Genomic DNA, 19094 nt, shown 5'->3' with positions numbered 1-19094 from the left:
GGCGCCACCACAAGGGCGGAACCGGGCGCGCAAGGGCTGGACCGGCTGAGTGATCAGCGGGTCTGCTGTGCCGGGACGCCGCGGGAGGCGGGCTCCTCGTCGGCGGGGGAGCCGGCGGCTGCCACCGCGGCACCGGTCAGCGTCGCCAGCATCTCGCGGACGTTGGTCAGCTGCGCGTTGATCGAGTCGCGGCGGTTGGTGAGCGCCGCCAGCTCGCGCTCCGATTCGCTGCGGATCCGGTCGGCCTTCGCGTTGGCGTCGGCCACGATGTCCTCGGCCTGGCGCTGAGCGGTCTCCACCGTCTGACGGGCGCGGCGCTCGGCGTCCGTGCGAAGCTTCTCGGCCTCGAGGCGGAGCTGCTCGGCGCGGTGCTCGATCTCGGCCAGACGCTTCTCGGCCTTGGCCTGACGGGACGCGAGGTCGCGCTCCGACTGGTCGCGGCGCTTGGCCAGGTTGGTCTCGAAGTCCGCGGCGGCCTGAGCGGCCTTGGCACGGGTCTCCTCGAAGAGGGCGTCGGCCTCCTCGCGCTTCTGGGCCGCGTCCTTCTGCGCGTCCGAGCGCAGCGTGGTGGCCTCACCCTGGGCCTTCTCGACGATCCGGACGCCGTCGTCCTCGGCCTTGGCCTTGCGCTCGGAGGCGAAGGTCTCGGCGTCGTTGCGCACCTGCTGGGCGGCGGACTCGGCGAGCTCACGGTGCTGCTCGGCGGCGCGACGGGCCTCCTCACGAAGGTCCTTGGCCTCCTCCTCGGCAAGGCGGAGGATCTTCTCCACACGCGCACCGAGACCCGCGTACGACGGTTCCGCGTCGTTCACCTGGGCCTGGGCGTTCTGCGTTTCGAGGTGGAGCTCCTCGATGCGCTTTTCCAGAGACGTGATGCGGGCGAGAGCACTATCACGGTCGGCGACGAGCTTGGTAATGCGGTCATCCACCTGACCGCGGTCGTAACCACGCCGCACGAGCTCGAAGCCGAAGGGGGAGGAAGGGTCACTCATGGGGTTCCTGTCGAAGTGAGACCGGTGAGGTGATAGAGGGAATCCTAGGCGCCAGAACGGCGTGTCATCGAGCAGATGCCCGTTTGATCTGGAGAATGACACCCCTTTTGAGTGGCTGACCCCCGTAACCCTTGCCACTCGGAGGGTGGAACGTCCTTGCCGGACCGTGGAAGAGCACCGGGTACCTACCCATCCGACTGCTTGCCACCCGCACGCGTGCCCGCCGCGGCCGTGGTCTTGGCGCCGCCGGGCGGACCGGCACCCGCGCCCTTACCGCCTGCCCCGGGAGTCTCGAAAGATTCCAACGCCTCCAGGACGTCCTGGACACGGGAGATCTCCGTGTTGATGTCCGCACGCCGTCGCACCAGGACATCGAGCTCGCGACGGCCCTCGTCCACCGTCTGCTTGGCCTCGGTCTCGGCGTCGGCCCGCAGCTTCTCGGCCTCGCGCACCAGGCTGGCCTTCTTCTGCTCGGCCTCCTTGAGCAGCGACTCGGCCCGCTTCACGGCGGCGATCCGGACCTTGCTCGCCTCCGAGTTGGCGTCGGAGAGGAGTTCCTTGGCCTTCGCCGTGGCCTCATCGCGCTGCTCGGTCGCCGCCTTCATCAGATTGTCGACGCGCTCGCCGGCCGTCTTCATCTGCTCGGACGTCTCCCGCCGGGCACGGTCGTGCAGCTCCTCGATCTCGCTCTCCAGGCGCGTCCTGAGCTCCTCGGCCCGCTCCCGGATCTGGGTGGCGTCCCGGCGCGCACCGACCAGCAGCTCGTCCGCGTCCGTCCGGGCCCGCTCCACCAGGGTGTTGCCCTCGACCGTCGCCGCGGAGGTGATCCGCACGGCCTCATTGCGGGCCGCCCCGACCATCGTGTCGGCCTGCGCCTCGGCCTCGGTGGCGGCGCGCAACGCCTCCTCCTGGGCCTTGTTGATGAGCTGGTCCGCCTGCTCGGCGGCGTCGGCACGGCGCTTCGACGCGGACTCGCGCGCCTCGTCCAGCAGCCGGTCCGCCTCCTGGCGGGCCTCGGCGCGCATCTGCTCGGCCGCAGCCTCGGCGTCGGCGCGCAGCCGCTCCGACTCCTCGCGGGTACGGGCCGCGTGCTCCTGCGCGGAACCGACGGTCGCCGACGCCTCCGCCCGCAGCCGCTCGGCCTCGCCCGCCGCCTCGTCACCGAGCCGGGCCGCCTGCTGCGTCGCCTCGTTGCGGACCCGATCGGCCTCGGCCGTGGCCTCGGACACCAGGCTGTCGGCCTGCTCCGCGGCCTGGGACCGCATCCGGTTGGCGTCCTCACGGGCCTCGGCCCGGCTGCGCGACGCGTCCTGCTCGGCGGACGCCAGGGCGTCGGACGCCTCGGTACGCATCCGCTGGCTGTACTCCGCGGTGTCGGCCCGCAGCTTCTCCGACTCGGTGATCGCGTCGGACACCGTCCGCTCGGCCATCGCCGTCGCGGCCTCGGTCTCCTCCTGCGCGACCCGCCGGACCCGGGCCGCGTCCTCGCCGGCCCGCTCCCGCTCCGCGTAGGCGTCGGAGCGGACCCGGTCCGCCTCCTCCTGCGCCTCGGACTTCGTCCGCTCCGCGACATGCTCGGCGGTGGAGCGCAGCCCGGCGATCTCCGCCTCGGCCTGCTCCTGGAGCCCGCTGACCGAATCCCGTACCTGCTGGGCGGTCTGCTCGGCCGCGGAGACCATCTCGGTCGCCCGCGCGTCCGCCTCCTCGACCAGGCGCTGGGCCTCGGTCTGCGCCTCCTCGACCCGCTTGCGGGCGGAGGCCAGGAGCTCCTCGCTCTGCTCGCGGGCCCGCTCGCGCTCCTGGTTCGCCTCGGCACGCGCCGCGTCGAGGGTCTCCTCGGCCTCGCGGCGGCGCCGGTTGGCCTCCTCCTGGGCGGCGGCCAGTGCCTCGGCGGCCTCCGTGCCCACCCGCTCGGCGGCGGCCGCGGCCTCCGACCGCACCCGGTCGGCACTCTCCTGCGCCTCGGTCTTCAGCCGCTCGGCCTCGGTGGCCGCCTCGCTGCGCAGCCGTACGGCGACGGACTCGCCCTCCGCACGGGACTGCGCGGCATCGGCCGCGGCCTCGTCGCGCAGCCGCTGGGCCTCGGCCTCGGACTGCCCCTGGAGCGTGCGCACCCGCTCGGCGGCCTCCGCGCGCAGCCGCTCGGACTCCTCGTTCGTCTCCCGCCGGACGCGCTCCGCGTCGGCACGCGCCTCGCCGAGCGTCTGCTCGGCGGTGGAGACCCGGGTCTCCGCCTCGGTGTGCAGCCGGGTCAGCTCGTCGGCCGCCTCCGTCTGCCGGGCCGCGATGGCGCGCTCGGTCTCCTCGCGCAGCTCCGCCGCCGCCTGCTCGGCAGCGGCCGTCGTCGACTGGGCCTGCTCCTCGGCCTCGGTGCGCAACTGCTCGGCCTCGGCGTGGGCCCGCTCCAGGGCCTCCTCCGCCTGCTTCTTCAGCGTCGCCGCCCGCTCGGTGGCCTCGCTGCGGACCCGCTCGCTCTCGGTGCCCGCCGCGCCACGGAGCTCCTCCGCGTCCGCCTTGGCCTTGGCCAGCAGCTCCTCGGCGGTCCTCGCGCCCTCCTCGATCTGCTGGAGGGCCTCGCGGCGGGCCTCGCCGCGGATCCGCTCTCCCTCGGCGACCGCTTCGGAACGCAGCTGCTCGGCCTCGCCGCGCAGCCGGCGCGCCTCCTCCTGGAGCTCGACCGTCTTGGCCCGGTACTCCTTGGTGTCGTCCTTGGCCGCGCCCTTGAGCTGGTCGGCCTGCTCGGCGGCCTCGCCGCGCAGCCGGTCCGCCTCGGCCTCCGCCTCACGGCGGATCCGGTCGGCCTCCTCGCTCGCCGCCCTGGTGGTCGACTTCGCGTCGTCGGACGCCTTGGTCAGCACCTCCTCGGCAGCCCGGGCCGCCTTGGCGAGCTGGGCCGCCGCGTCCTCGGCCGCGGCGGTGCGCGCGGTGTCGGCCGCCTCGGAACGGAGCCGGTCCGCCTCGGCACGGGCGTCGGCGAGCGCCTGCTCGGCCTCCGCCTTGAGGGACTCGGCGTCCTTGGTGGCCTCGCCGACCAGCCGGGCGATCTCCGACTTGGCGGTACGGGTGCGCTGCTCGTTCTGCGACTCGGCGCCGGCCAGCCGCTTGACCGCGGCCTCCTTCGCCTCGGACAGCACCTTCTCGGCCTCGACGCGCGCCTCGCGCAGCTGGGTCTCGGCCTCCTGCATGCGCTGCTCGGCGGCCCGGTTCAGCTCGGTGGTCTGCTGCCGGGTCTGCTCGGTCTCGGCCGTCGTCGACGTACGCAGCTGCTCGGCGTGCGCAGTGGCCTCCTGCGCCTGGCTTGAGGCGGCGCCCAGCATCCGCTCGGCGTCCTTGCGGGCGCGCAGCAGGATCGACTCGGCCTCGGAGCGGGCGGACTCGGCCTCGGAGCCCAGGCGCTGCCGCGTCTCGTCGGCCAGCCGGGAGGTTTCGGCACGGGCGGCGCTCAGCGCCTGCTCGGCCTCGGCCCGCGACTCCTCCAGGAGCCTGCGGGCCTGGGACTCGGTCCTGGCACGCAGCTGCTCGGCCCACGCCACGTTCTCGTTGACGTGGGACTCGACGGTCTGGCGGCGCTCCGCCAGCTCCTGGTCGAGCTGCTGCCGACGCTGCACGGCCTCGTTGTGCAGTTCGGCCTGGAGCCGCGCCTGGTGCTCGGCGTGCTCCTGAAGGATCCGCTGCGTCTGCGCGCGGGCGTCGCGCAGCTCGCGCTCGGCGTCGTTGCGGAGCTGGTCGGCCTGGATCTGGGCGTTACGGAGCAACTGCTCCGCCTGGTAACCGATGTCCGCGCTGTCGTAGGCGGGACGGGTCGCCAGACTGCGCCGGGCCTCGTGCAGCTTGGCACGCAAGACCTCGACCTGGTAACCGAGGTCCTCGGCGTGCTGGACGGCCTTCTCCCGGTCGGTCTTCAGCCGGTCCATCTCGGCTTCGAACCGCGAGAGATGGTCGTCTTCAGCTCGGTGGCTCTCCTGGCGTTCGTAGCCCCGCACTGCGCGGTCCCATCCTTCCCCGAGCTCTCAACTTCTTCCCCAAAGCTCTCAACTTCGTTCGAGCAGGGGATGCCCCACTGAGCAGGGGAGACCCCAGCCCTGGTCGCGAACTCCAAACGAGTACCGTTCGCCGGCGAACGGTCCCCCCGGGGAATGGTGACAGATCAACGGCTGGGGACGCGGCGCGGCCCCGACCCGGCCCCGGCCCGGAACAGCCCACTCTACCGGGCCGGGTATCCCTGAGAAGCTGTTGTCCGGCTCGAGCTGATCCAGCGGGAGCCGGACGACGGATTCTCGGGTCAGTGCTCCGTCCGGGACGTGACCAGTTCGGTCAGCACACCGTGGCAGTCCTTGGGGTGCAGGAAGGTGATCCGGGACCCCATCGACCCCGTCCTGGGCTCGTCGTACAGCACCCTGACACCCTTCTCCCCGATGTCCGCGGCGTCCGCGTCGACGTCCGCCGTGCCGAAGGCGATGTGGTGCACGCCCTCACCATTCTTGGCCAGCCATTTGCCCACGGCGGAGTCCTCGCGGGTCGGTTCCAGGAGCTGGAGGTACGAGGCGCCGCCGTCCGACGTCTCGTTGATCTTGAGCATGGCCTCCCTCACGCCCTGCTCCTCGTTGATCTCGGAGTGGTACACCTCGAACCCGTAGGTCGAGCGGTAGAACTCGACGGTCTTGTCGAGGTCGACACAGGCGATTCCGATGTGGTCGATTCGCGTCAGCATGGGACCAGTGCAGCGCTCGGAGGATGGTTACGCAACGTGCGCGCGATCACACCCGCTGCCGGATGACGAGCGAGGTACCGCTCAGTACATTCAAGTAAACCCTCGTTCACAATCGATCCCAAGGGGCTGCGCCTCATGTCAGGAACGACCGGATCCACCTCAGTGATCGTCGCGGGCGCCCGTACGCCCATGGGCCGCCTCCTCGGCTCCCTGAAGAGCTTCTCCGGAGCCGACCTCGGCGGCTTCGCCATCAAGGCGGCGCTGGACCGGGCCGGCATCGGCGGCGACCAGGTCGAGTACGTGATCATGGGCCAGGTGCTGCAGGCCGGGGCAGGGCAGATGCCGGCCCGCCAGGCAGCGGTCAAGGCCGGCATCCCGATGAACGTCCCGGCGCTCACCGTCAACAAGGTGTGTCTCTCCGGGCTCGACGCCATCGCCCTGGCCGACCAGCTGATCCGCGCCGGTGAGTTCGACATCGTCGTGGCCGGTGGCCAGGAGTCCATGACGAACGCCCCGCACCTGCTCCCGAAGTCCCGCGAGGGCCACAAGTACGGCGCGATCGAGATGCTGGACTCGATGGCGCACGACGGTCTGACCGACGCCTACGAGAACATCCCGATGGGCGAGTCCACCGAGAAGCACAACACCCGCCTCGGCCTGGAGCGTGCGGCCCAGGACGAGATCGGTGCCCTGTCGCACCAGCGCGCCGCCGCGGCGCAGAAGAACGGTCTCTTCGAGGCCGAGATCACCCCGGTCGAGATCCCGCAGCGCAAGGGTGACCCGGTTCTCTTCTCCAAGGACGAGGGCATCCGCGCCGAGACGACCGTCGAGTCCCTCGGCAGGCTGCGCCCCGCCTTCGCCAAGGACGGCACGATCACCGCGGGCACCGCCTCGCAGATCTCCGACGGCGCCGCCGCGGTCGTCGTCATGAGCAAGGCCAAGGCCGAGGCGCTGGGCCTGGACTGGATCGCCGAGATCGGCGCGCACGGCAATGTGGCGGGTCCGGACAACTCCCTCCAGTCGCAGCCGTCCAACGCGATCCGCCACGCCCTCAAGAAGGAGGGCATCGGCGTCGAGGACCTCGACCTGATCGAGATCAACGAGGCGTTCGCGGCCGTCGCCCTCCAGTCCATGAAGGACCTCGGCGTCACCTCGGACAAGGTCAACGTCAACGGCGGCGCCATCGCGCTCGGCCACCCGATCGGGATGTCCGGCGCCCGTGTGGTGCTGCACCTGGCGCTGGAGCTCAAGCGGCGAGGCGGCGGTACCGGTGCGGCGGCGCTGTGCGGCGGCGGCGGTCAGGGAGATGCGTTGATCATCCGCGTTCCGGGCAAGTAGTCGGTACGAGCGAGCGAGGAGGCCGAGCGTGAAGGCGGACGTCCCCACCCTGGTGGAGCAGGCCCGCGAAGGCAGGCCGCGGGCCGTGGCCCGGCTCATCTCCCTGGTGGAGGGGGCTTCGCCGCAGCTGCGCGAGGTGATGGCGGCGCTGGCGCCCCTGGCGGGCAACGCCTGCGTCGTCGGCCTGACCGGATCACCGGGTGTCGGCAAATCGACATCGACATCGGCGCTCGTCTCCGCCTACCGGCGGCAGGGCAAGCGGGTCGCCGTGCTCGCGGTCGACCCGTCGTCGCCGTTCTCCGGCGGCGCGCTCCTCGGGGACCGGGTCCGGATGTCGGACCACGCGTCCGACCCGGGGGTCTACATCCGCTCCATGGCCACGCGCGGTCATCTGGGCGGGCTCGCCTGGTCGGCTCCGCAGGCGATCCGGGTGCTGGACGCCGCGGGCTTCGACATGATCCTGGTGGAGACGGTGGGCGTCGGCCAGTCGGAGGTGGAGATCGCCTCCCAGGCCGACACCTCCGTCGTCCTCCTCGCCCCGGGCATGGGCGACGGCATCCAGGCGGCGAAGGCCGGAATCCTGGAGATCGGCGACGTGTACGTCGTGAACAAGGCCGACCGGGACGGCGCCGACGCCACCGCCCGCGAGCTCAACCACATGCTGGGTCTCGGGGAGTCCCGCGGTCCCGGCGACTGGCGGCCGCCGATCGTGAAGACGGTCGCCGCCCGGGGCGAGGGCATCGACGAGGTCGTCGAGGCGCTGGAGAAGCACCGGGCGTGGATGGAGGAGCACGGCGTGCTGGCCGAGCGGCGCACGGCCCGGGCCGCCCGCGAGGTCGAGACGATCGCCGTCACCCGGCTCCGCGAACGCATCGGCGACCTGCACGGCGACCGCCGCCTGGACGCCCTCGCCGCACGCATCGTGGCCGGCCGCCTCGACCCGTACGCGGCGGCGGACGAACTGGTGGCGGGGCTCACCGGGGAGGCCTGACCGGCCCTGTTCCCGGCGCGGCGTGCGGCCGCACCGGGAACAGGGACGGTGCCTGTGCGACAGCCTCAGTCGTCGTCGCCCCGGTCGTCCCCGTGACCGTCGTCGTCCCCGTGACCGTCGTCCGAGCGGTCCACCGTGACCTGGGCCGACTTCGCGTCCACATTCAGCTCGTGCGCCCTGCCGTCCTTGCCCCGGACGTCCACCTCCCAGCGCACCGCCCCGCCGCCGCGGCCCTCCAGCTCGACCGAGGTCACCGAGCCCGGGGACGCCTCGACCGCGGCGGCGACCGCCGCGTCGAGCGGGACAGGGACCGGCCGCGGGGCGTGGCGGTTCCGGTCGTCGTTGTCATCGGACGTGTGCTTCCCGAGCACCTTGCCGTTGCCCGCGTCCACGGTCACGTCGTGCCACACCTTGTCGGAGCCGTACACATCGAGCTCCCAGACCAGCCCGCCGTCCTCGTCGTCGAGTTCCGCCTCGGTCACCGTGCCCGGGACGGCCCGGACGGCGGACGAGGCCGCTTCGACGGCGGTGACGCGGGCGGCAGCACCGCCCGCGGCCCGGCCGCCGTCGTCCGCGAAGGCCACGGCAGTGGCGGCTCCACCGCCGACGAGCACGGCAGCCGTGGCGGCGGCGATGACGATCTTTCGCTTCATGAGGGTTTCCTCCCCGATCGGATCAGTCCGTTGCGATGCGGTCCACACTGACGGGGCGATGCTGAAGGCAGCCTGAAGCCACCTGAAGCCTTCTTCAGCTTCGGTTTGCGACGCTGTGCACATGCGCCTGTTGATCGTGGAGGACGAGAAGCGGCTGGCGATCTCCCTGGCCCGGGGGCTCACCGCCGAGGGGTTCGCCGTGGACGTCGTCCATGACGGCCTGGAAGGGCTGCACCGGGCCTCCGACGGCGCGTACGACCTCGTCGTCCTCGACATCATGCTGCCCGGGATGAACGGCTACCGGGTCTGCGCCGCCCTGCGCGCCGCCGGCCACGAGGTGCCGATCCTGATGCTGACCGCGAAGGACGGGGAGTACGACGAGGCGGAGGGGCTCGACACCGGGGCCGACGACTACCTGACCAAGCCCTTCAGCTACGTGGTGCTGGTCGCCCGGGTCCGGGCGCTGCTGCGGCGCCGGGGCGGCTCCGCCTCGCCGGTGGTCACCGTCGGCACCCTGCGCATGGACACCGCGGCCCGCCGGGTCCATCTGGGCGAGGGCGAGATCCCCCTCACGACGAAGGAGTTCGCCGTGCTGGAACAGCTCGCGCTGCGGGCCGGCCAGGTGGTCAGCAAGGCGGACATCCTGGAACACGTCTGGGACTTCGCCTACGACGGCGACCCGAACATCGTCGAGGTGTACGTCAGCGCCCTGCGCCGCAAGCTCGGCGCGGCCTCCATCCGGACGGTGCGCGGCGCCGGCTACCGGCTGGAGGCGCTGTGAGGTCCGTACGGGCCAGGGCGGCGCTCGGCGCCACCGTGGTGGTGGCCCTGGCGCTGGCCGTCGCCGGGCTCGCCGTCCTCCTCGTCCTGCGCGCCAACCTCACCGACCAGGCCGGGCTCCAGGCCGAGGTGGCGGCCCGGGAGGTCGCGGGGCAGCTGGCCCTGGACGTGCCGTACGACGAGCTGAAGACGGGCGACGAGGAGGACCACCCCGTCCAGGTGACCGACGAGGAAGGCCGGGTGGTGGCCGTCTCCAAGGACCTGGAGGCGATCTCGGGCACCGGTACGGACCGGGTCACCCCCGTCCCGCAGCCCTCGCCCGAGGGGGGCCGCAACGATGACGGCCACGACGACGACGATGACGACGACGGGACCGGCAGCGCCGACCCCGCCCGCGGTGAGGTCTCCACCGACGACCCGGACTTCACCAACGGCACCGCGACAGTCGACGGCGACCGTGCCGACTACCGGTTCGCCTCCGTCGAGGCCACGGACTCGGCGGGACTCACCCTGACCGTGCACGCCGGCGCCCCGCTCGCCGCGGAGCAGCGGGCCGTCGCCAGCGTGCGCGGTGCCATGCTCACCGGACTGCCCGTCGTGCTCCTCGTCGTCGCCGGCGTGACCTGGCTGGTGACGCGGCGGGCTCTGCGCCCGGTCGAGGGCATCCGGCGCGAGATGGCCGCGATCACCGCGTCCGAGGATCTGAGCCGGCGGGTGCCGGAGCCCGGCTCGCACGACGAGATCGCGCGCCTGGCCCGTACGACCAACGAGACGCTCACCGCGCTGGAGGCCTCCGTCGACCGGCAGCGGCGCTTCGTCGCCGACGCCTCGCACGAACTGCGCAGCCCGATCGCCTCGCTGCGCACCCAGCTGGAGGTGGGCGCCGCGCACCCCGGGCTGCTGGACGTGCCGGGCGCGGTCGCCGACACCGTACGGCTCCAGGCGTTGGCCGCCGATCTGCTGCTGCTGGCCAGGCTGGACGCGGGGGAGCGGCCGGGGGCGGCCCGGCTGGATCTCGGCGCGCTGGTCCACGAGGAGGTATCGCAGCGCACCGGCGACCGGATCCCGGTGACGGTGTCCGTGCCGGAGGGCGGCGGCTTCGAGGTGACCGGATCCCGCGGGCAGCTGGCCCGGGTGATCGGCAATCTGCTGGACAACGCCGAGCGGCACGCGCGCTCCGCGGTCGCCGTGACCGTGCACGGGGAGCGCGGCGGTGTGGTCGTCGAGGTCACCGACGACGGGGACGGGGTTCCCGGGGCGGAGCGTGAGCGGATCTTCGAACGCTTCGTCCGCCTCGACGACGCCCGCACCCGTGACGAGGGCGGGGCGGGCCTGGGCCTCGCCATCGCCCGCGATGTGGCCGTGCGGCACGGGGGCCGGCTGACCGTGACGGATGCGGGGGAGCGGGGCGCCCGGTTCGCGCTGTGGCTGCCGGACGCCCGTTGACCATCCCGGTGGTTCAGAGCTTGCCGCGCCGCCCGCGCAGGTGGTCGGCGACCGGGGTCAGGGCAGCATGCAGGTGCTCCAGGGCCTCCGGCGGCAGCAGGTCCATGAAGTGCTTGCGGACTGACGCCACGTGATGCGGCGCGACCTTGCGCATCGTCTCGGCGCCGGTATCGGTGAGAACGGCGTACAGTCCTCGGCGGTCGGACTCGCAGTTCTCCCGCCGGACCAGGCCCGCGCTCTCCATGCGGGTGATCTGGTGCGAGAGCCTGCTCTTGGACTGCAGCGTGGCACCGGCGAGGTCGCTCATCCGCATGCGCTGGTCGTCCGACTCCGAGAGATTGACGAGGATCTCGTAGTCGTTCATGGTCAGGCCGAACGGCTGGAGGTCCTTCTCCAGTTGGTGCGTCAGCAGCCTGCCGACGTCCAGGTGGGTGCGCCAGGCGCACTGCTCCGCGTCGCTCAGCCAGCGGGTGGCCGTCTCGGTCTCCATATATGGATTCTACCTAAGAAGTTGAAAGCCGGACGAAGTGGGGGAGTGTGGCGCCGGCCACGCGCTCGCAGGCTGGGCGCAGACGTTCGACGTCACATTCCGCAGACTACCGCTCACAAACCGAAGCGACGCTGGAGATCCCCCAGCTGACCAGGGGTGCGGGGTCCGGATCCAGGTTGACCCGCGCCCGGGACCCCCGCCTGCTGCGGCACGGCGCCCGTCGGCTGCTCGGCCATCAGCACCTCGGTGGACTGGAGCAGCACCGTACCGGCGCCCACGAACTCGAACTGGTGCTCCTCACCCGAAGCGCCTCCGATCCCCGTGAACGCTCGCAGCCCGCCCATCAGGCCCGTCATGTAGCCGTGGTCGTAGTGGTGGCACGGCGAGGGGCAGTCCGCCCAGCCCACCAGTGCCTGCGGGTCGACCCGCAGCGGCGGCTCCATGAAGACCACCGGGCCGTTGGACGCGGCGACGAACTTCCCCGTGCCGATCAGTGTCAGGAACCCCGGCACGATCGACTGCTTCAGCGCCAGCGTCGGCTGGTAGGCGAGGAGATTGCCGGACCGGATCGTCAGATTCCCGTTGTCCAGGTCGTACGAGTTCACGTCGAAGGCCCGGTCCGCGAGCAGCATCTTTCCGCTGCCCTCGGCCACCACCCAGTCGCTCGCGTGCAGCGGCGAGTGGAAGCTCGTACGGATCAGCCGCTCGAAGCGGCCGTGGCCGATGCCGTTGAACTCGATCCGCCCGTAGTAGGCGATCATCTTGCCCTTCTGCAGGAACCACTGGCTCCCCTTGAGCTCCACGCAGAAGGTGTACGCGTTGACGTTGTCGTCCGACGGCAGCGTCATCGGATCGAAGACCACGTGCGTGCTCACAGCTTCTCCTCCGACGCCTGGACGTACACCGCACCACTGCCGCTGAGCTCAAGCTGGAACGCCTCGCCGGAACCCCGCCCCACCATGTCGCGCCAGCCGAGCGCGGTGGAGAGCTTGTTGCGCACCTCGCCGTGGTGGGCGACGTATGCCTGCGGGTCCACGTGTACGTCGTGGCCCGGGGTGATCGGCAGCTCGATGACCCCGCCGTGCGCCATCACCGCCACCGCGCCATGGCCCTTGAGCGTGGTGGTGAAAAGGCCCTGCCCGCTCACCTGGCCGCGGACCATGCCCATCACGCCGCCCTGCGAGCCCATGAACATCGTGCCCTGCTGGAGCGTCCCGTCGAAGGCGAGCAGCCGGTCGGCCTCCACATAGAGGGTGTCCCCGGCCAGGTTGATCACCTGGATGTGGTGGCCGCCGTGGCCGAACATCACCGTGCCGCTTCCCTCGACCGTCATCAGCGGGGTCGCCTCGTTCGCCATCCGGCGACCGATCATCGACATGACGCCGCCCTGGCCGCCCTGGATGTTCGGCGTGAACGACACCTCGCCGCGGTAGGCCAGCATCGCGCCGCGCTGGCTGAACATCTTCTGGCCGGGGATCACCGTCGCCTCGACCATCTTCGAGTTGATCTCACGGAACGGCATCAGACATGGCCCCCGATCGTGTTCCGCTCGCTGGGCTGGACGTAGACGAGTCCCTCGCCCTCGAAACGGATCTGGAACGACTCGCCCGATCCCTCGCCCATCAGAGTCCGGAAGTTCACCCCGGACTGGAAGTGCTGTTGGAGGTTGCCCTGGTGGGCGATGTAGGCGCCCGGGTCGACGAAGAGCGGGTACTGGGCGGAGACCCGCAGGACCACGGCCGAGCCGTCCGACATGATCGCCGCCTGGCCCGTCCCCTCGACGGTGGTGGTGAACAGGCCGTTGCCCGTCGCGCCGCCGCGCAGCCCGGTGAAAGTGGTGCCGGTGCGCAGCCCGGCGTCGGTGCAGAGCAGATTGCTCGCCTCGACGTACAGCTTCTCGCCCCGCAACGAGACCAGGTTGATCTCGCTCGCACGGTCGGCGAAGAAACAGGTGCCCTGCCCGGTCACCTCCATCACGGTCATCTGCTCACCGGTCAGCCGGCGGGTCACCATGCCGCGCAGGCCCTCACCGCCGCCGGTCATCTTCTTGAACGTCATCCGGCCGTCGTACGCGACCATCGAGCCGTTCTTCGCCTTGACGGCGTCGCCGGTCAGGTCGACGGCGAGCGTCTTGCTGCCTTGGAGTCGGAACATTGCCACCCGGCGACGGTAGCGGCAGGGACCGTCGGCGGGACAGGGTCTGCGTCACGATCCGGCCCCTGAACCGGCCCTGATACGCATCCGGTACCGGATGCGGACGTAATGGGGACGTATCCGGTACGGAGCGGACGCGGCGAGAGGCCCCGGGCGCCGCCCCCGCTGCCGGACACCGCGGGCGGCGATGCCACAATGGGGGCCGCTTGTGCCTGCGTTCACAAGCTGTCACCGTCCTCCCACCGAAGGTGCCCCCGTGGACATCAAGACCGCTACCGCCCTGCACCGGCTGCGCCTCATCTCGATTCCCGAGGCACTGTCCTTCCCCGCGCTGATCCTCTTCGGCTCGGTCCTGAGCCGGATCTCCGACATCGACTTCCTGATGATGCCGCTCGGCATGCTGCACGGCGTGCTCTTCGTGATCTACGTCGTCCTGCTGCTGGACGTCTGGAACAAGACCAAGTGGCCGCTCAAGCGGGTCGCGTTCTTCTTTCTGCTCTGCGTGCTGCCGTTCGGCGGTCTGTACGGCGACAAGGTGCTCAAGCGCTACGAGGCCGACGGTGTCATCGCCGCCCGCGCCCGCCGGGAAGGCACGGTCAGCGCATGATCGTCGCCTTCTCCGTCAGCCCGCTGGGTGTCGGCGAGGACGTCGGTGAGTACGTCGCCGACGCCGTCCGGGTGGTCCGCGAGTCCGGGCTGCCCAACCGCACGGACGCCATGTTCACTTCCATCGAGGGGGAGTGGGACGAGGTCATGGACGTCGTCAAGCGCGCCGTCGAGGCCGTCGAGGCGCGCGCCGGACGGGTCTCCCTGGTGCTCAAGGCCGACATCCGCCCGGGTGTCACCGACGGTCTGACCTCCAAGGTCGAGACGGTCGAGCGCTACCTCGCGGACTGACGCCGCGGCCTGCCCCTCCCCGCATTCCGGTGAGCCTCCCGGGCGAGGGGCGGGTCAGGGAACCCAAGTTCATGCTGACTACGGTCCTGGACCGCGGTCGCGACGAGAAGTCCCCGGCGGTCGCGCTCCGATGGGCCGAGCCGTCGGTGGGTGGTGCGGAAGTGTCCGCCCCCTATCTGCTCGCCACCGCCGTCTTCGACGGGTCTCCGCCGGAAGGCCCGATCGCCAAGGGTGTGCCGGTACGAGGACCGCTCAGCACGCTGGGTCTGTGACCCGGGGGACGGCCCACGGCCCTGGTTCTGCGGAACGGCCGGCACCACCCGCTCACCCGTATTCGGACCGAAGTTCGAGACAGGGGGGACCGGCATGTGGTCAATGGGTAAGGTCGACGGCGTGCCGAAGCCGCTCAGTCTCCCCTTCGATCCCATTGCCCGCGCCGACGAACTCTGGCAGCAGCGATGGGGGCCGGTGCCCTCCATGGGGGCGATCACCTCGATCATGCGTGCGCAGCAGATCCTGCTCGCCGAGGTCGACGCGGTCGTCAAACCGTACGGACTCACCTTCGCGCGGTACGAGGCACTGGTGCTGCTCACCTTCTCCCAGGCCGGTGAGCTGCCGATGTCCAAGATCGGCGAGCGGCTGATGGTCCACCCCACCTCGGTGACGAACACCGTGGACCGGCTGGTGCGCTCCGGTCTCGTCGACAAACGCCCCAACCCGAACGACGGCCGCGGAACGCTCGCCTCCATCACCGACAAGGGCCGTGAGGTCGTCGAGTCCGCCACCCATGAGCTGAACGCGATGGAGTTCGGCCTCGGGGTGTACGACGCCGAGGAATGCGCGGAGATCTTCGCCCTGCTGCGCCCGCTGCGCATCGCGGCCCAGGACTTCGAGGAGGTCTGAGCGGACCCTCCGGGAGGGGCCGTTCCGACCCCCGGGCCCGCTGCAAGATCGCCCCGGGTGTCCGGTTACGCTCGATGGCATGAAACGCAGTGTGCTGACCCGCTATCGGGTGATGGCTTACGTCACCGCCGTCATGTTGCTGATCCTCTGCGTGTGCATGATCTTCAAGTACGGCTTCGACAAGGGTGAGGGACTGACCCTCGTCGTCTCCCAGATCCACGGCGTGCTGTACATCATCTACCTGATCTTCGCCTTCGATCTCGGCTCCAAGGCGAAGTGGCCGATGGGCAAGCTGGCCTGGGTGCTGCTCTCCGGCACCATCCCGACGGCCGCGTTCTTCGTGGAGCGCAAGGTCGTCCGCGAGGTCGAGCCGCTGATCGCGGACGCGTCCTCCGCCGTGACCGCGAAGGCCTGATCCGAACGGTCCGATCCGAACGGCCTGATTCGAACGGTCCGATCCGAGCGGCCTGATCCGAAAGCGTGATCCGAACCGCCCCGCGCGAAGCGCCGGGCGGTTTGTCATCGACATTTACTAGGACGTCCTAGTAAATTGATAGGCATGGACGCTGACGCGATCGAGGAAGGCCGCCAACGCTGGCAGGCCCGTTACGACAAGGCCCGCAAGCGTGACGCGGACTTCACCACGCTCTCCGGGGATCCCGTCGAGCCCGTCTACGGCCCCCGGCCCGGGGACGCGTACGACGGCTTCGACCGGATCGGCTGGCCCGGCGAGTACCCCTTCACCCGGGGGCTCCACGCGACCGGCTACCGCGGCCGTACCTGGACCATCCGCCAGTTCGCCGGCTTCGGCAACGCCGAGCAGACCAACGAGCGCTACAAGATGATCCTCGCCGCGGGCGGCGGCGGTCTGAGCGTCGCCTTCGACATGCCCACGCTGATGGGCCGGGACTCGGACGACTCCCGTGCGCTCGGCGAGGTCGGCCACTGCGGGGTGGCCATCGACTCCGCCGCCGACATGGAGGTCCTCTTCAAGGACATCCCGCTCGGCGACGTCACGACGTCGATGACGATCAGCGGTCCCGCCGTGCCCGTCTTCTGCATGTACCTGGTCGCCGCCGAGCGCCAGGGCATCGACCCTGCCGTGCTCAACGGCACGCTGCAGACGGACATCTTCAAGGAGTACATCGCGCAGAAGGAGTGGCTCTTCCAGCCCGAGCCCCACCTGCGCCTCATCGGCGACCTGATGGAGCACTGCGCGCGCGACATCCCCGCCTACAAGCCGCTGTCCGTCTCCGGCTACCACATCCGCGAGGCCGGGGCCACGGCCGCGCAGGAGCTCGCGTACACCCTCGCCGACGGCTTCGGCTACGTGGAGCTCGGCCTCTCCCGCGGCATGGACGTCGACACCTTCGCGCCCGGCCTCTCCTTCTTCTTCGACGCACACCTCGACTTCTTCGAGGAGATCGCCAAGTTCCGCGCGGCCCGCCGGATCTGGGCCCGCTGGATGAAGGAGACGTACGGCGCGAAGACCGACAAGGCGCAGTGGCTCCGTTTCCACACCCAGACCGCCGGCGTCTCGCTCACCGCCCAGCAGCCGTACAACAACGTCGTACGGACCGCCGTCGAGGCGCTCTCCGCCGTCCTCGGCGGCACCAACTCCCTGCACACCAACGCCCTCGACGAGACCCTCGCGCTCCCCTCCGCGCAGGCCGCCGAGATCGCGCTGCGCACCCAGCAGGTGCTGATGGAGGAGACCGGCGTCGCCAACGTGGCCGACCCGCTGGGCGGTTCCTGGTACGTGGAACAGCTCACCGACCGGATCGAGGCGGACGCCGAGAAGATCTTCGAGCAGATCAGGGAGCGTGGCACCCGGGCCCACCCGGACGGGCAGCACCCCATCGGGCCGATGACCTCCGGCATCCTGCGCGGCATCGAGGACGGCTGGTTCACCGGCGAGATCGCCGAATCGGCCTTCCAGTACCAGCAGTCGCTGGAGAAGGGCGACAAGCGGGTCGTCGGCGTCAACGTCGCCCTCGGCTCGGTCACCGGCGACCTGGAGATCCTGCGGGTCAGCCACGAGGTCGAGCGCGAGCAGGTCCGCGAGCTCGCCGCCCGCAAGGAGGGGCGCGACGACGCCCGGGTGACCGCCGCACTGGACGCGATGCTGGCCGCGGCCCGCGACGGCTCCAACATGATCGCGCCGATGCTCGACGCCGTCCGCGCGGAGGCGACCCTCGGCGAGATCTGCGGGGTGCTGCGGGACGAGTGGGGCACGTACACGGAGCCGCCCGGCTTCTGAGGCCTTGCGGGAGCCCCGCTGACCTCGATGGAATGGGGTGGATGACCCGGTGGGTCACCCACCCCTTTTCGTGGCCTCGCGGCGAAAGGACAGCAGGTGGAGATGTTCGGAATCAAGAGGGCGAGTGCGGCGGAGATCGCCGAACGGAACGATCGGGCCGGCAAGGTGGCCGAAGCGTTGACGACGGCCGGATTCCCCGTGCACCAGGACGAAAAGGTGCCTGCCGTGCTGGGCGCGCTGGTCTCGGTGGACCCAGCAGATGACTCCAGGGGAGGAGTCTTCGTCCAGTGGCTCATCGGCTCCTCCCTCAGCCGCGCCGCAGGGGAGAGCGCGCAGAAGGGCGAGATCCAGTCGCCGGCGTTCCGGCACTTCGGCTTCGTGACCGAGCACATGCACGCGACGTTGATCGCCATTCTCGGATCTGCGGGATTTCAGGCTGTTGATGCCGATGACGACATGAATCCCTTCCTGGTCCGGGTGGACGGCTGAACCCGGAGGGAGGGGCCGACTGGTCGGCGGGCCCCGGCCGGCCATGGCCCGGAGAGGCGAAGACCGTGATCGTCTCAGCCCCTGGGGGCCTCTCGTTCGGACCAGGCCGGATCAGGGAGCGGGGGCCGGCCTGATCCGAACGAAAGGCCCTAACCCGCCGCGGCCGCGCCCAGCCCCGCGAGGAGCAGCAGCGTGAAGCGCCGGGCCCAGTCGGCATCGACGGGCTCGGCGCTGACCAGGGCCCGGTGCACCACCGCACCGGCGATCACATCGAAGATCAGGTCGGCGGTCAGCGCCGCCGTGGCCTCGTCCGTCTCGACGGGCAACTCCCCGCGCTCCTGCGCCCGTCGCCGGCCCTGGAGGACAAGGCGCTTCTGCCGGTCCACGATCGAGTCGCGGATCCGGGTCCGCAGCGCCTCGTCGCGGGTCGACTCCGCGACGACCGCCATCAGCGCGGTCTGCGTCTCCGGCCGCTCCAGCAGCGCGGCGAACTGCAGCACCACCGCCTGCACATCGGCGGACAGGCTGCCCAGGTCCGGCAGTTCCAGCTCGTCGAAGAGCACCGCGACGGCGTCCACGACCAGTTCGTTCTTGCCGGCCCAACGCCGGTACAGGGTCGTCTTGGCGACCCCCGCGCGCGTCGCCACATCACCCATCGTCAGCTTCGACCAGCCGAGGTCGACCAGTGAGGCTCTGGTGGCCTCGAGGATCGCCTCGTCGGCCGCGATACTGCGCGGACGTCCCGTTCGTGAGGGTTTGGGGTGGCTGCGGCTCAGCATCCCGCGACCATACCCGCCGGTAGCTAGTTCCGGCCGACCTCGTTCGCCGTGAGACAGATCACCGAACACTCTTGTGCATCGAGCGTGAGAGCCAGTTACGCTACGGGTCGTAGCGTAAGAACGACGGCTCAGCCGTTGTGGCGCCACGAACGAGCAACAGCCACAGACGCCGGGTGGGGACCGGGCGTCGAACCGGGTCTTTCAGGGGCCC

Annotated in this window: 20 protein-coding genes; 11 read left to right on the top strand and 9 right to left on the bottom strand. The window is 70.9% G+C overall.

Annotated elements, in window-relative coordinates; all coding sequences use genetic code 11:
• Positions 1-53: 53 nt before the first annotated feature.
• The 3 genes from ACIOEW_RS24265 to mce form a co-directional block, all read right to left on the bottom strand.
• Positions 54-992 (bottom strand): cellulose-binding protein, encoded by a 939-nt coding sequence (locus tag ACIOEW_RS24265; protein ID WP_362544958.1) that lies wholly within the window; start codon positions 990-992, stop codon positions 54-56.
• A gap of 185 nt (positions 993-1177) precedes the next feature.
• Positions 1178-4975, bottom strand: a complete 3798-nt coding sequence (gene scy / locus ACIOEW_RS24260) for a polarized growth protein Scy (RefSeq protein ID WP_401965875.1) — start codon at positions 4973-4975, stop codon at positions 1178-1180.
• 299 nt (positions 4976-5274) lie between these two features.
• A complete protein-coding gene (gene mce, locus ACIOEW_RS24255) occupies positions 5275-5703 on the bottom strand; it encodes a methylmalonyl-CoA epimerase (protein ID WP_362544952.1) in 429 nt (142 codons plus the stop codon).
• A gap of 135 nt (positions 5704-5838) precedes the next feature.
• Here mce and ACIOEW_RS24250 point away from each other — a divergent pair, with 135 nt between their 5' ends.
• Together ACIOEW_RS24250 and meaB are read left to right on the top strand one after the other, a co-directional pair.
• Positions 5839-7041, top strand: coding sequence for an acetyl-CoA C-acetyltransferase (locus ACIOEW_RS24250; protein ID WP_401965872.1), 1203 nt, complete (start codon positions 5839-5841; stop codon positions 7039-7041).
• A 28-nt stretch (positions 7042-7069) separates the two neighbouring features.
• Positions 7070-8032, top strand: a complete 963-nt coding sequence (gene meaB / locus ACIOEW_RS24245) for a methylmalonyl Co-A mutase-associated GTPase MeaB (RefSeq protein ID WP_362544947.1) — start codon at positions 7070-7072, stop codon at positions 8030-8032.
• A 65-nt stretch (positions 8033-8097) separates the two neighbouring features.
• On the opposite strand, the gene ACIOEW_RS24240 is transcribed toward meaB, so the two are convergent.
• On the bottom strand, positions 8098-8685 hold the full coding sequence (locus ACIOEW_RS24240; RefSeq protein WP_401965870.1) for a PepSY domain-containing protein: 588 nt from the start codon (positions 8683-8685) through the stop codon (positions 8098-8100).
• A 121-nt stretch (positions 8686-8806) separates the two neighbouring features.
• Here ACIOEW_RS24240 and ACIOEW_RS24235 point away from each other — a divergent pair, with 121 nt between their 5' ends.
• Complete coding sequence (locus tag ACIOEW_RS24235) at positions 8807-9466, top strand: response regulator transcription factor (protein ID WP_401965869.1); 660 nt, start codon at positions 8807-8809, stop codon at positions 9464-9466.
• Positions 9463-10911, top strand: a complete 1449-nt coding sequence (locus tag ACIOEW_RS24230; protein ID WP_401965867.1) for a sensor histidine kinase — start codon at positions 9463-9465, stop codon at positions 10909-10911. The genes ACIOEW_RS24235 and ACIOEW_RS24230 overlap by 4 nt, the downstream gene beginning before the upstream one ends.
• Positions 10912-10924: 13 nt before the next feature.
• Here ACIOEW_RS24230 and ACIOEW_RS24225 read toward each other — a convergent pair whose 3' ends face one another.
• The 4 genes from ACIOEW_RS24225 to ACIOEW_RS24210 all read right to left on the bottom strand — a co-directional run bounded on the left by ACIOEW_RS24225 (position 10925) and on the right by ACIOEW_RS24210 (position 13555).
• Complete coding sequence (locus ACIOEW_RS24225) at positions 10925-11401, bottom strand: MarR family transcriptional regulator (protein ID WP_362544935.1); 477 nt, start codon at positions 11399-11401, stop codon at positions 10925-10927.
• 113 nt (positions 11402-11514) lie between these two features.
• Complete coding sequence (locus tag ACIOEW_RS24220) at positions 11515-12276, bottom strand: AIM24 family protein (RefSeq protein WP_401965866.1); 762 nt, start codon at positions 12274-12276, stop codon at positions 11515-11517.
• Complete coding sequence (locus ACIOEW_RS24215; protein ID WP_401965863.1) at positions 12273-12923, bottom strand: AIM24 family protein; 651 nt, start codon at positions 12921-12923, stop codon at positions 12273-12275. Before ACIOEW_RS24215 ends, ACIOEW_RS24220 begins: the two co-directional genes overlap by 4 nt.
• Entirely contained in the window at positions 12923-13555 is a 633-nt protein-coding gene (locus tag ACIOEW_RS24210) for an AIM24 family protein (protein ID WP_362545453.1), read from the bottom strand. The genes ACIOEW_RS24215 and ACIOEW_RS24210 overlap by 1 nt, the downstream gene beginning before the upstream one ends.
• A 256-nt stretch (positions 13556-13811) precedes the next feature.
• Between ACIOEW_RS24210 and ACIOEW_RS24205 the strand changes: the two genes are divergently transcribed.
• From ACIOEW_RS24205 to ACIOEW_RS24175, 7 genes are all read left to right on the top strand, one after another.
• Positions 13812-14162 carry a DUF3817 domain-containing protein gene (locus tag ACIOEW_RS24205; protein WP_024494214.1) on the top strand — a complete coding sequence of 117 codons (351 nt, stop codon included), beginning with the start codon at positions 13812-13814 and terminating at the stop codon, positions 14160-14162.
• A complete protein-coding gene (locus ACIOEW_RS24200) occupies positions 14159-14452 on the top strand; it encodes an MTH1187 family thiamine-binding protein (RefSeq protein ID WP_350990817.1) in 294 nt (97 codons plus the stop codon). Before ACIOEW_RS24205 ends, ACIOEW_RS24200 begins: the two co-directional genes overlap by 4 nt.
• A 71-nt stretch (positions 14453-14523) precedes the next feature.
• Positions 14524-14724, top strand: coding sequence for a hypothetical protein (locus ACIOEW_RS24195; RefSeq protein WP_401965861.1), 201 nt, complete (start codon positions 14524-14526; stop codon positions 14722-14724).
• 121 nt (positions 14725-14845) lie between these two features.
• Positions 14846-15355, top strand: a complete 510-nt coding sequence (locus tag ACIOEW_RS24190) for a MarR family transcriptional regulator (RefSeq protein WP_350990830.1) — start codon at positions 14846-14848, stop codon at positions 15353-15355.
• A 79-nt stretch (positions 15356-15434) separates the two neighbouring features.
• Entirely contained in the window at positions 15435-15770 is a 336-nt protein-coding gene (locus tag ACIOEW_RS24185) for a DUF3817 domain-containing protein (RefSeq protein ID WP_362544918.1), read from the top strand.
• Between the two features lie 144 nt (positions 15771-15914).
• Positions 15915-17615 carry a methylmalonyl-CoA mutase family protein gene (locus ACIOEW_RS24180; protein ID WP_362544915.1) on the top strand — a complete coding sequence of 567 codons (1701 nt, stop codon included), beginning with the start codon at positions 15915-15917 and terminating at the stop codon, positions 17613-17615.
• Between the two features lie 102 nt (positions 17616-17717).
• Positions 17718-18104 carry a hypothetical protein gene (locus ACIOEW_RS24175; RefSeq protein WP_401966171.1) on the top strand — a complete coding sequence of 129 codons (387 nt, stop codon included), beginning with the start codon at positions 17718-17720 and terminating at the stop codon, positions 18102-18104.
• A gap of 149 nt (positions 18105-18253) precedes the next feature.
• Here ACIOEW_RS24175 and ACIOEW_RS24170 read toward each other — a convergent pair whose 3' ends face one another.
• Complete coding sequence (locus tag ACIOEW_RS24170; protein ID WP_362557720.1) at positions 18254-18883, bottom strand: TetR/AcrR family transcriptional regulator; 630 nt, start codon at positions 18881-18883, stop codon at positions 18254-18256.
• Positions 18884-19094: the final 211 nt, after the last annotated feature.

The sequence above is a fragment of the Streptomyces sp. NPDC087901 genome, assembly GCF_044742205.1.
Taxonomy (GTDB): domain Bacteria; phylum Actinomycetota; class Actinomycetes; order Streptomycetales; family Streptomycetaceae; genus Streptomyces.
The sequence above is the reverse complement of the archived record's forward strand: the minus strand, read 5'-3'. Positions and strand labels throughout refer to the sequence as shown.